The sequence below is a fragment of the Duncaniella muricolitica genome, from assembly GCF_910574735.1.
Lineage (GTDB): Bacteria > Bacteroidota > Bacteroidia > Bacteroidales > Muribaculaceae > Duncaniella > Duncaniella muricolitica.
In genome coordinates this window covers 1-12,779 of the sequence record NZ_CAJTCF010000096.1, presented here as the reverse complement: position 1 = coordinate 12,779, position 12,779 = coordinate 1, and the positions used below count along the sequence as shown (strand labels likewise).

At 51.6% G+C, this 12,779-nt stretch carries 10 protein-coding genes and 1 pseudogene; 9 read left to right on the top strand and 2 right to left on the bottom strand.

The features are described from left to right. Both QGT73_RS15560 and QGT73_RS15555 read left to right on the top strand, forming a co-directional pair. Positions 1 to 266, top strand: a pseudogene (locus tag QGT73_RS15560) (IS4 family transposase); the annotation flags it as partial. 41 nt (positions 267 to 307) lie between these two features. Continuing rightward, positions 308 to 862 carry a DUF4840 domain-containing protein gene (locus tag QGT73_RS15555; protein WP_123616870.1) on the top strand — a complete coding sequence of 185 codons (555 nt, stop codon included), beginning with the start codon at positions 308 to 310 and terminating at the stop codon, positions 860 to 862. Between the two features lie 125 nt (positions 863 to 987). Here QGT73_RS15555 and priA read toward each other — a convergent pair whose 3' ends face one another. Next, positions 988 to 3,462, bottom strand: a complete 2,475-nt coding sequence (gene priA / locus QGT73_RS15550) for a replication restart helicase PriA (protein ID WP_280123043.1) — start codon at positions 3,460 to 3,462, stop codon at positions 988 to 990. Positions 3,463 to 3,677: 215 nt separating this feature from the next. On the opposite strand from priA, the gene QGT73_RS15545 reads away from it, so the two are divergent. Beyond that, positions 3,678 to 4,379, top strand: a complete 702-nt coding sequence (locus tag QGT73_RS15545; protein WP_280123042.1) for a Crp/Fnr family transcriptional regulator — start codon at positions 3,678 to 3,680, stop codon at positions 4,377 to 4,379. 79 nt (positions 4,380 to 4,458) lie between these two features. Beyond that, complete coding sequence (locus tag QGT73_RS15540) at positions 4,459 to 5,820, top strand: sodium-dependent transporter (protein ID WP_280123041.1); 1,362 nt, start codon at positions 4,459 to 4,461, stop codon at positions 5,818 to 5,820. Here QGT73_RS15540 and QGT73_RS15535 read toward each other — a convergent pair. Next, the gene (locus QGT73_RS15535; protein WP_123616866.1) at positions 5,809 to 6,258 is read right to left on the bottom strand and encodes a PepSY-like domain-containing protein; all 450 of its coding nucleotides are present in this window, start codon (positions 6,256 to 6,258) and stop codon (positions 5,809 to 5,811) included. The genes QGT73_RS15540 and QGT73_RS15535 overlap by 12 nt on opposite strands. A 164-nt stretch (positions 6,259 to 6,422) precedes the next feature. On the opposite strand from QGT73_RS15535, the gene QGT73_RS15530 reads away from it, so the two are divergent. The 5 genes from QGT73_RS15530 (at position 6,423) to hydF (ending at position 12,653) form a co-directional block, all read left to right on the top strand. Continuing rightward, the gene (locus tag QGT73_RS15530; protein ID WP_280123040.1) at positions 6,423 to 7,361 is read left to right on the top strand and encodes a glutaminase; all 939 of its coding nucleotides are present in this window, start codon (positions 6,423 to 6,425) and stop codon (positions 7,359 to 7,361) included. 189 nt (positions 7,362 to 7,550) lie between these two features. Next, positions 7,551 to 9,023, top strand: coding sequence for a monomeric [FeFe] hydrogenase (locus tag QGT73_RS15525; RefSeq protein ID WP_280123039.1), 1,473 nt, complete (start codon positions 7,551 to 7,553; stop codon positions 9,021 to 9,023). Further along, positions 9,020 to 10,075 (top strand): [FeFe] hydrogenase H-cluster radical SAM maturase HydE, encoded by a 1,056-nt coding sequence (hydE, locus tag QGT73_RS15520; protein ID WP_425278415.1) that lies wholly within the window; start codon positions 9,020 to 9,022, stop codon positions 10,073 to 10,075. Before QGT73_RS15525 ends, hydE begins: the two co-directional genes overlap by 4 nt. Next, positions 10,068 to 11,486: a [FeFe] hydrogenase H-cluster radical SAM maturase HydG gene (hydG, locus tag QGT73_RS15515; protein WP_280123038.1), complete on the top strand. Its 1,419-nt coding sequence runs from the start codon at positions 10,068 to 10,070 to the stop codon at positions 11,484 to 11,486. Before hydE ends, hydG begins: the two co-directional genes overlap by 8 nt. Before the next feature lie 12 nt (positions 11,487 to 11,498). Continuing rightward, positions 11,499 to 12,653: a [FeFe] hydrogenase H-cluster maturation GTPase HydF gene (gene hydF, locus QGT73_RS15510; protein WP_280123037.1), complete on the top strand. Its 1,155-nt coding sequence runs from the start codon at positions 11,499 to 11,501 to the stop codon at positions 12,651 to 12,653. The last annotated feature ends 126 nt before the right edge of the window (positions 12,654 to 12,779 follow it).

The window sequence follows — 12,779 nt, the reverse complement described above, 5'->3', positions numbered from 1 at the left end:
TCAAGCAGCATCTGCGTATCAAGAAGTTCTGGGGAACATCAGAGAATGCAGTACGCATCCAAATCTATTGCGCTATAATTACTTATTGCCTTGTTGCAATCGTACAGCACGATATGAAACTGGAACGGAGCATCTATGAAGTACTTCAGATTCTTGGAATCTCGCTGACTGACAAGACTCATCTGGGAGACCTCTTCGACAAATCGAATTTCAAAAATGTCAATGTTCTCTATGGTTCAAGTGAACCGAATTTATTTAATTTTTAACCCCGTCCATTTTTAGTGGACAGTAGTGAAAAAAAGAAAGTATGAAACAAATAGCCACAATTATTCTGTTCATTGCCTTGGTGTTCATTTCAAGTTGCAATAAGGACGAGCCAGAGTTTTCATCATCTGAAATTCAAAGAGCTCTTTTTGAAATGAAAGGCACGTATCATGGCGAAATGAGGGCGTCCTATTATCATGGAAATACAATATCAGTAGGGAATGCGTGCAAGGTGGTGTCAAAGGATTCCTTGACAGTCAACATGGACTTGTCACTAATGGCAATGTCTATTACTGATGAAATAATTGCATCCCGACTTCGTGACATTGGCGTGGTCCAGGTCAAAGCTGCTTATGAATTTTACCAAATGGATGAGCAAATGTATCATTTCGTATTGCTGCCTAAGAATGTGATTTGTCCTGGTGATAGTGATCTTGAAACAGTCAAAATCGTTTTCGATCAAATTTTTGGCGGCAGTGCCGATCCCTTTTATCATAGCATAATGTTTAACCTGTCTCCGAAAGAGCTATGGCTCGGAGATAAAAAATATGAGCCGTTCCAACAGCTCGTATATCATTTTGAAGGGACTTGCGAATAACAATAACTTATGGGACTATCGGCTCACGGCCAAAGCTACCGCATGCATCATCTGATCATGACCAAGTTAAATAAAAACGCACCTACTTTGCTTAACATTTGTTATTAAACGTCCTCTAAATTGGTTTACATCGGATCGACATCGCAATAGACGCTCGCCCCTGAAAGGCGTCCGCGATTGGTCATATCGATACGGACCTCATTTAGCAGAGTCTTCACCTTCGATATTGATGCGTTAATCTCAATTTTTAGCATAATGCGACGTATATACCACGTCTGCACACGGCCCACCGTTGGCTCCTCAGGCCCAGACACTCTTGTGCCAAGCAGTTCGCGCAGACGGGCGGCAAGCTCCGAAGCCACAGTGCCCACAGCCACAGGGTCCTTATGCTTGACATATATATAAATCACTCTTACAAACGGCGGATAATTGTAGCGTTGACGCTCCGCAAGCTCATATTCATAAAATCCCTTATAGTCGTGTGCGACCAGGAATGGGAAAAGCGGATGTGACGGACTATAGGTCTGAATAGCCACCTTGCCGTCACCGCTGCGGCGTCCGGCCCGCCCCGCCACCTGCTCAATCATATTGAAAGCTCTCTCGGCTGCTCGGAAGTCGGGAAAATTAAGCACGGCGTCGGCGTTAACTACTCCCACCACGCTCACCTTGCCGAAATCAAGCCCTTTGGTAACCATCTGCGTACCTACAAGAATCTGCGACTTGCCGGCTGAAAAGTCCTCAATGATGCCCTCATAACCATCCTTGTTGCGTGTAGTGTCGAGATCCATACGTGCTATCACTGCATCAGGAAAACAGGCATCCACCTCCTCTTCTATGCGCTCAGTCCCATAGCCGAGTACCTCAATGCCGGGCTCCTTGCACGCCGGACACACTTCCGGCACTTGATAAGGGGTCCCGCAGTAGTGGCACAACAGTTTGTCAATGCGCCGATGATAGGTAAGAGACACATCACAATGGTCACACTTAGGCACATAGCCACACTGTTTGCACCGTGCCACAGGGGCATAACCGCGACGGTTGAGAAAAAGTATCGACTGCATGCCCCGGCTCAGGGCCTCACCCACATCCGCACGGAGTTCATCGGAAAATATGCCCTTGACCTGTCCCCTCTTTCTCGCTTCGGTCATGTCGACAATCTTCATCTCAGGCAATTCACCTCCTTCGTAACGACGGGTCAGTTCCACCAGTCCATAACGTCCTGTGCATGCCTTACGATAGGTCTCCACTCCGGGTGTCGCACTGCCGAGCAATGTCTTGGCCCCATGCATGCGAGCCAACACTATCGCTGCGTCGCGGGCATTGTAGCGCGGAGCCGGGTCCTGCTGCTTGTAGGCCGACTCATGCTCCTCATCGACAATAACGAGCCCCAAAGACGCGAAAGGCAGAAACACCGACGAGCGCGCACCGATAATGACCTTGGGCGCGGAGTCGTCAAGCAGACGATTCCATATCTCCACACGCTCGTTGTCGGAAAATTTGGAGTGATATATCAACACTTTGTCGCCAAACACCCTCTGCAACCTTGTGGTCAACTGAGTGGTCAGAGCTATCTCAGGCACAAGATACAACGCCTGGCGACCCTGTTTCATGGCATAGTCTATGAGATGAATGTAGAGCTCGGTCTTGCCGCTCGATGTGACCCCGTGGAGCAGTGTCACATCCTTTTCGAGCCATGAACGGTGAATCTCCCCAAGAGCCGTCTGCTGATATTCCGACAGTTCTGGTAGCTCGCGCACAGGCCTCCCGGTATAGGAAAACCGACTCACCTTGCGCGTATACACCTCCACAATACCTTTCTTTGCCATAGCCGCTATCACCGACGATGTCACGCCGGCACGCTCCATAAGCGCGGAGCGTGTCACCTCGACCGGCTCCTCAAGGCCCTGACGCATAAATCCCGACAGTTCTATAAGAGTCAGCAGAGCTGTCTCCTGTTTGCCTCCTTTCTTGACGGCGTCAAAAGCGGCATGAAGCTCATCACTGTCACCGCGCACAGCCGTCAGACGGACGTAAATCTCCTTGCGGGCATGGTAACGCTCCACAAGATTTTCGGAAATCATCACCGCATTACGGGCAAGAAGCGAGTTGACCACAGGCCCTACGGCCGATATACCGGTCTTCTTTGACAAAACATCAAGCCTCACACGTTTCTCGCCTGTCTCGAGTAATCCCTCGAGCAGAGTGAGCTCGCGGGTGGAGAGACGGTCGTTCTCGTCTTCCTCAAACCCCGCCACAGGTGAAATAAAAGTCTCACTCTCAATCTTGAGACCGGCCGGCACTGCGGCCCTGTATACCTCACCCGGAGTGCACAGATAGTAGTCAGCTATCCACGCCCAATGTTTGAGCTGCGGATGGCGCACTATGGGACGGTCGTCAATGCGCATGCTTATCTCTTTTACCTCATAGCCTTTGGGTTCAAAAGGAGTCAGAGCTGTCACTATGCCCGTATAGGACTTGCGTCGGCCAAACGGCACTATAACCCTGTGTCCGACAGCAATGCTTCCCTCCATGTCGGCCGGGACTCTATAAGTAAAAGCACCGGCTATAGGCACCGGCAGCAGGACTTCAGCGTAAATCATACCCCAAATTTACCACAATTACTCCACACCGCCAAAATTTCACAGCTTCCGGTCTTCGGTTTCACAAAAATATTGATATTTCCGGCGGTCATACTCTTTCATTCAGAAACATTGCAAGGCCCCGGGTTTAATGATTTTTAACGCGTGTATTTAAAAAAGTACACAAAGTTTAAGTAATTTTGCGTGTTATAAAACATAGTTTCACAGCACGCCACATGATTAAGAGCACAATAGAGCAACTTTTGACTGAAGACTTTGCCGAGATATGGCAATTGTTGAGCGGAGATGAAAAGCGTCTCATCGCCGACAACTTCACAATACACCACTATAAGAAAAACCAGGTGGTGTATGCCGAGAAAGACGAGCCGGAGTTTCTCTGGTGTCTCATAGAAGGCAAGGTCAAAAAGTACAAGGACGGCATAGGAGGCAGATGTCAGATAATACGTCTCATCAAGCCAGTGGAATATTTCGGCTATCGTGCATATTTTGCCGGCGAGCACTATGTGTCGAGTGCGGCAACACTCGAGCCATCCACCCTCGCCACCATTCCGATGTCGATTGTCGAGAGTCTGATCATGAACAACAACAAGCTGGCCATGTTCTTCATCCACGAACTTTCGCGCAATCTCGGCTCCTCCGACACAAAGATAGTTAATCTTACGCAGAAACACATACGCGGACGTCTGGCCGAAGCCCTGATAGTACTTCTTGACAACTATGGAGTGGAAGAGGATGACAACATGACCCTCAAGATATATCTTGGTCGCGAGGACCTGGCCAACCTGTCAAACATGACTACCTCAAACGCCATACGCACACTCACACAGTTTGTCAAAGACCATCTCATCGTGGTGGACGGCCGTAAGATAAAGATTCTTAACGAGCCGCAGTTGCGCAAGATTTCAAAATACGGTTGACGCTCCGACCGGACTCCCCCTTGCAACTCTCTCCTCGTGACACATCTCACCTCTCTCCTACTCTCAACCTGACGTTTCAATGGCTAACAACACAAAATTTGCATCAAAGATAGGAATGATAGCCGCCACAGTGGGTTCGGCGGTCGGACTCGGCAACGTGTGGCGATTTCCCGCCGAGGTCCAGGCCAACGGCGGCGCAGTGTTTCTTTTCATCTATATCCTGTGTATATTTCTGCTTGGTATTCCGGTCATGACCGCCGAGTTTGCTCTCGGACGCGGAGGTGAATCGGACGCATCGGGTGTCTACTCACGCGTCACTCCCGGACACAAGGCATGGGGTGCGGCCAGTGTAATGGCCATACTCGCCTCCTATCTGATATTGTCATTCTACATGGTGGTGTCGGGCTGGACTTTCGAGTATCTCGTCCAGTCTGTCACGGGTGGTCTCTACTCGTCCTCACTCACGGGCGAGGCGGCTTTCCGCGATAAAATGGGGAGCTTCATCACTGGCACCTACCGCCCTATCGTCATGACAGTGATAATGATTCTGGCTAATATGTATGTGCTCATACGCGGTGTGCAGAAAGGCATCGAGAAGATGTCAAACGTCATGATGCCGGTGCTCTTCCTGCTGCTCGTGATATTCTGCGGGGTGTCACTCTCGCTTGACAAGGCGGCCGAGGGACTTGACTTCTTCCTGCGTCCCGACTTCAGCCATGTCACACCGGCTACGTTTGTCAACGCTCTGGGCCAGTCGTTTTTCTCACTGAGTCTCGCCATGGGTATACTTGTGACCTATGCCAGCTACTTTCCGTCTGACGCAAAACTCACCCGTACGGCCGTCACAGTCTCACTGCTCGACCTCATGGTAGCCATATTCATGGGCTTCATCATCTTTCCGGCCGTAATGACATTCGGCTTGCAGGACAGCAATCTTGCCGGCTCGGCCCTGGTGTTCATCACCCTGCCGGAAATATTCGCCCAGATGGGCGGCACCCGTGTATGGTCATCACTGTTTTTCCTGCTGCTCACAGTCGCAGCATTCACGTCGACCATCTCGCTCGCCGAAGTCTCGGTGGCGTTTATGGAGAAACGCGCAGGCATGTCGCGAGTCAAGGCCGTACTCACCGTCACTCTCCCTTTGCTCATACTCAGTCCTATATGCTCGCTTTCGGTAGGTCCGTGGAGCGAATACACCATATGCGGCCTCACGATCTTTGACTTTCTTGACACTGTGACCACCAACATCATGCTACCTGTTGGCGGCATACTCCTGTGTATCTACATGGGATGGGTGGCACCAAAGTCGTTTTTCCGCCGTGAGATTACCAACAACGGAGCCTTACGCTCACGTGCGTTGAGCATCATATATTTCATCGTGAGGTGGATAGCTCCGGTACTTATAGCCATCATACTCATATGGCAGTTGTTAAGAGGCTGACATCCCGGGATATGTCACCTTGCCTGTGGCTATGTCATAAGTGAGCACGGTGTCAAGCATCGTGAGTTTGTAGTAATACTTATCACGCTTCATCACATATACATCAGCCTGCTGCTCCGTGGCCTGGAGATATTCATACAGTTCGGTCGGCAACTGGTCATACATCAGCACCTGAGGCAGTCTGGCTCCGTTGCCATCGATGTCCATCCATTGGTTTTCGCTGTCAAACCGCAGTGTCGGACCTGACGCCAGTTGCACAACACACCCGTTGTCAGACAACACATTATAACTCTTGACACTCATCCCGGGAAAATACTGAGTGATAAACTGCGATACAGCCGACGGCAATTCTTCCGACGCGTCATTGCTGCACGCTCCAAACACTATAATCATACCCAGAACTATAAGCGACCACAGATTCAACATCTTTTTTTTCATAACTATATATTATCCGATTGATTATTGGTTAGTGATTAATCTCTTTTCACTAAAACGCCCGAGAGGGTTAAAAAGTTGAAATTTGGCGAAATAAGAATTAAACCACCCAACATTGCATCGACATCAGCGGTTATAACCACATGATTGACTAAAGGATTATTATCATGGAAAGATTCGTCAAATTGTCAGATGTAAAATCGGCCGTGACTGCCGCTTTTGAAAAGTATAGAACCAAGACTGCCGACGGTGCGGCCCCCGACCCTCGCGTAGCCGGAATGAACGCAGGCAAGATGGCCATATCGGTATGTCTTACCGACGGCACATGCTTTGATGTAGGTGACTCGCAGTCTCCCTTTGCCATGGGTTCGCTGCTCAGAATCCCGCTCTACACCCAGCTCTATACCCAGATGTCTCCTATGGAACTGGCACAGAAGATGGGCAAATGCGGGTGCTCTCACTGTTCGTGCCACTCGTCTAAGCCCAAAGGCATACATGCCAAAAACATCCGACTCGCCAGCCTCGTGCAGCCTGTAGGCGACGCTGACGGCAAGATGGAGATATTGTCAGAACTCATGATTTCGTTAATGGGTTCATCGCCTGTGCTTGACGATAATCTGTATAAAACCGCCGTTAAGAAGAACTGCGAACTAGGCGTTGAAAACATGCTTGCGACCAATGACTATGAGCTTTATGACGATGCTCCTGTAGCTATTGACATCGCAACAAAACTCCACTCCATGCTCGTTACAACCCAACAGCTCGCCCAAATGGGTGCGACTATCGCGGCCGACGGCGTAAACCCCATGTCGGGAGTGCCGGTATTTGACGGCAAACTGTCAGAGAATATCGTGGCCATGATGGCTGCCAAGGGCCCCAAAAAAATGCGCAAGCCGTGGATGACAATTACCGGCGTGCCGGCCATGTCGAGCTTCGGCGGTGGATTTATGACAGTTATTCCGGGATTCGGTTCCATTGCCGCTTTCTCGCCTGAACTGATTGACGGACATGTGCCTTTCAAGGCAGCCATGGCTATGCGCGAGATTGTCACAACCCTCGACCTCAACGTATTCGCCTCAGCCCGAGTGAAAGTGATAAAAGAATAGGTCAATAATTCTGACATAATAGATTCAAAAAATCTATTATGTCAAGAGTCAAAACCGTATAGTGGTGCAGTTCAAAAAATGCACCACTATATTTTTATTCGCCATTTTTTCCACAATATTCGCCATTGATTCGATGTTTTTGAGTAATTTTGCACTCGTTATTTCAACTACCAATCATCAACATAAAAAATGGCAACCAAGAACAATATTATGATTGTCCGCCATAGGCTGCTTAAAGAGCTGGTAAAACTATGGAAAGAGGAATCATTAATAGAAGAAATCGACAGGCTACCAATCAAGCTGAGTCCCAAAGGCTCAAAACACCCCGGCCGCTGTTGCATCCATAAGGAGCGCGCCGTGTGGCGTTACAAGTCGCTGCCACTGCTCGGCCTTGACATGAACGACGAAACCGACGAACTCACTCCGCTTTCAGATTATGTAAAAATGGCACTGGGACGCGATGCGTCAAGTGCTGCAAAAGATAATATAATGTGTGTCATCGACGAGGCTTGCTCATCGTGTGTGCACACCAATTATGAAGTCACCAGCCTGTGTCGTGGATGCGTGGCCCGAAGCTGCATGCACAATTGTCCGAAAAATGCCGTGCGCCTCGACTCAGAGACCGGTAAAGCAAAGATTGACCACGACAAGTGCATAAGCTGCGGCATATGTCATGAAAGCTGTCCCTACCATGCAATCGTCTATATCCCTGTACCTTGCGAGGAAGCATGTCCTGTCAAAGCAATCTCAAAGGATGAACAAGGCATCGAACACATTGACGAAAGCAAGTGTATATATTGCGGCAAGTGTCTGAACGCATGCCCGTTTGGTGCGATTTTTGAAATCTCTCAGACATTTGACGTGCTAAAGGCCATACGCGAAGGTCAAAAGGTAATAGCCATCGTTGCTCCGGCCATACTCAGCCAGTTTGACGCCACCAAAGAGCAGGTCTACGGAGCTTTCCGGCAGATCGGTTTTACCGACGTCATCGAAGTGGCTCAAGGCGCGATGAAGACTGTCGAGACCGAAGGCCACGAGCTTCTTGAGAAAATCGAGGAGGGACAGCCATTCATGACCACATCATGCTGCCCGTCATATATCGAGCTTGTCAACAAGCACATCCCGGCCATGAAGCAGTATGTGTCCACCACAGGTTCGCCAATGTATTACACCGCCCGCATAGCCAAGGAGAAATATCCCGATGCCAAGATTGTCTTTGTAGGCCCGTGTCTGGCCAAGCGCAGCGAGGCCCGGCGCGACGACCAGGTGGACTTCGTGATGACCTTTGAGGAAATCGGTTCGGTGTTTGACGGCTACGGCATCGAGCTCAAAGAGACCGAGCCTTATACAATGGGCTTCACAGCAGTAAGAGAAGCCCACGGATTTGCCGCAGCCGGAGGTGTGGCCGGAGCCGTCAAGGCCTATCTGCGTCTCGCCCCCGAACGCGAACAGGAAATCAACGCTCTCCAGGTGACCAACCTTGACAAGAAAAACATATCCATCCTTTCGGCCTACGCCCGCACGGGCAAGGCACCCGGACGCTTCATCGAAGTTATGGCTTGCGAAGGAGGCTGCATCACGGGACCGGGTTCGGCAACCACCAACAAGGAGAGTAAAATACGGTTTAACAAAGGTCTCTCGAAAGAGGAGGAGCACTATTGAACCTTGCCGGCGACATCATAGGACGGCTTGCGGAGACACGGCATCTTACTCCCCGGGAGTATGCCGTGCTCCTGTCGCCGTCACTTGACCCCAAAGCTGTCGCGCACCTGACCGCGGCAGCAAGAGAGCGGACTGACGGCATATTCGGACGCAAGGTAAGAATACGCGGTCTGATAGAGGTGACCAACGTGTGTCGCAACAACTGTCTATACTGCGGTTTGCGCCGTGACAACCGTGGCCTGCCACGCTACACACTGTCGGCCGACACCATTCTTGACTCATGCCGCAAAGGTTATGAAGCAGGCTTCCGCACATTTGTGTTACAGGGAGGCGAGAATCCGGCTCTGACAGTCGAACGTGTGACCGAGACCGTCAGACGCATATACACGACCTATCCTGACGCGGCGATTACACTGTCGCTCGGCGAGTGGCCCGACGAGGCCTACGCGGCATTCCGACAGGCTGGAGCCTCACGCTACCTGTTGCGCCACGAGACACACAACCGCCGTCATTACAGTCAGCTCCACCCGTCGGACATGAGTCTTGACAACCGACTGAGATGCCTTGACACACTCAAGCGTCTGGGCTATCAGACAGGCACCGGCATCATGGTAGGCTCACCTGGCCAGACCACGGCTCATATAATCGAAGACCTCGAATACATGCACCATTTACAGCCCGAGATGATAGGCATCGGGCCGTTTCTGCCCAACAGTTCCACTCCGTTCGGCAGTTGTCAACCCGGCAATCTGGAATTGACCGTCAGACTCATATCCATACTTCGGCTCATGTTTCCCAACGCCAACATACCGTCGACCACAGCACTTGCGACTCTTGACAGCGAGGGACGCAACCGCGGGATTATGGCCGGGGCAAACGTGGTGATGCCCAATCTCACACCTCCCGAGTGCCGTGCCGCCTATTCGCTCTATGACAACAAGGCCTCGACAGGAGCCGAGGCAGCCGAGGGTATAGCCCTGCTGCGTGAACAACTGGCACGTATAGGCATGGAAATCACAACCGAAAAAGGAGATTACAACGATTATGTATAATCCAAATTCCGACATAGCCACCGAATTTATCGACCACAACGAGATACTCGACACCATAGAGTATGCAGAGGTGAAAGCCTCAGACGCGTCATATGTCGACTCACTGATACGCAAAAGCCTCGAATGCAAGGGTCTCACACACCGCGAAGCCGCAGTGCTGCTTGAGTGTGATGACCCGGACACTGTGGAACGCATTTTCAAGGCCGCCAACGAAATCAAGCAACGGTTTTATGGCAACCGCATAGTCATGTTCGCACCCCTCTATCTCTCCAACTACTGTGTCAACGGATGTGTCTACTGTCCCTATCATCTCAAGAACAAGACTATCCCGCGCCGCAAACTGTCGCAGGACGAGATACGCCGCGAGGTGACCGCACTCCAGGACATGGGGCACAAACGCATAGCCCTCGAGGCCGGCGAAGACCCGCGCAACAACCCGATGGAATACATCCTCGAGTCAATCGACACCATCTATTCCACCCGCCACCGCAACGGAGCCATACGTCGTGTCAACGTCAATATCGCAGCTACTACAGTCGACAACTACCGTCGGCTTCACGATGCGGCAATAGGCACATACATACTGTTTCAAGAGACATACCACAAAGCCAATTACGAAACTCTCCACCCGACAGGTCCCAAAAGCGACTATGCCTGGCACACCGAAGCGATGGACCGCGCCATGCAGGGCGGCCTTGACGACGTGGGCCTCGGTGTGCTCTACGGACTCAACACCTATCGCTACGACTTCATCGGTCTGCTCATGCATGCCGAGCATCTTGAGGCACGTTTTGGCGTAGGCCCCCACACCATCAGTGTGCCGAGAATATGCCCGGCCGACGACATCTCCAAGGATGATTTTCCCGATGCCATATCCGACAGTCTCTTCTGCCGCATCGTCGCGGTGTTGCGTCTAGCCGTTCCATACTCAGGGCTGATAGTCTCCACTCGCGAGTCAGCCGCCACTCGTGCCCGCGTGCTCGACCTCGGAGTGTCGCAGCTCAGCGGCGGCTCCCGCACCTCGGTGGGCGGATATGCCGGTGCGGATGCCGACGACGAGAGTTCGGCCCAGTTTGACATCTCTGACCGCCGCACACTTGACCAGGTGGTGGAATGGCTGCTCGACACAGGCCACATCCCGAGCTTTTGTACAGCATGTTATCGCGAAGGTCGCACAGGTGACAGGTTCATGTCACTTGTAAAGACAGGCAATATCGCCAACTGCTGCGCACCCAACGCCATAATGACATTAAAGGAGTATCTCGAGGATTACGCCTCGCCGGCTGTCAGGGCCAAGGGTGAGAGACTCATCAGTTCCGAAATTGAAAAAATCGGCCATTCACGCGTCAAAGAGCTCACACTCCACAACCTCGGGCGCATAAGTCTCGGCCACCGTGACTTCCGTTTCTGACATCGACATCTCATGACACTCAACGACACCCCTTCGGCCAACAGGCTACACATCATCGTGCTCGGAGCATGCAACAGCGGCAAATCGTCTGTCGTCAACCTTCTTGCCTCGCAACAAGTATCGCTTGTGTCTGACATCGCCGGCACAACCACCGACCCTGTGCGCAAGGCAATGGAACTGCCCGGCATAGGTCCGGCCGTATTTATTGACACTGCCGGTTTTGATGACGACGGAACACTCGGACAGGCTCGCATAACAATGACTGAAAAGGCACTTGACGAGGCCGACATCGCTCTGCTGCTTGTCGGTGAAAACGAAACGGAGGAATCGCTCTGGGCCGGACGCCTCGCCGCACGTTCCATACCTACGGTCAAGGTTGTCAACAAGACCGACACAGGGCGTCACATACCCGCTGACGCCACGGGGGTTTCTGCTCTTGGAGCGACAGGCAAGGATGAACTGCTCGAAGCCATTTCACGTGCCATTCCCTCTGATTTCGGAGAACCCGATCTGCTCCGCGGGCTTGTAAAACGAGGTGACACCGTAGTGCTCGTGATGCCGCAGGATGCCCAGGCCCCGAAAGGACGGCTGATATTGCCACAAGTACAGACACTGCGCGCACTGCTCGACCGCGGCTGCAACGCCATGTGCACCACTCCCGAGGGTCTGACAGATACGCTCGCATCACTCCGATCGATACCCGACCTGATTATCACCGACTCCCAAGCATTTGCCAAGGTCGGCCCGCAGGTGCCGGATGGATGTCGGCTGACATCATTTTCAGTGCTGATGGCCGCATTCAAAGGTGACATTCATTATTTTGCCGAAAGTGCCGCCGTCATCGACTCTCTGCGGCCCGGCGATCGTGTGCTCATAGCCGAAGCATGCACCCACGCGCCTCAGAGCGAAGACATCGGACGTGTAAAGATTCCCACCATGCTCAATAAAAAGGCCGGCGGAACACTGACTGTCGACATAGTGTCGGGACGCGACTTTCCGACAGACCTGTCACCCTACTCGCTCGTAATCCATTGTGGCGGATGCATGTTTAACCGCCGCCTGATCCTCAACCGTGTGCGCAAAGCAAAATCGCAACAGGTGCCTATGACCAACTATGGCATAGCCATAGCTCACCTTACAGGCCTGCTCGCCAAGATAGTCTACTGAATTTAACGGAGAAGATCACTACTGTCCACTAAAAATGGACGGGGTTAAAAATTAAATAAATTCGGTTCACTTGAACCATAGAGAACATTGACATTTTTGAAATTCGATTTGTCGAAGAGGTCTCCC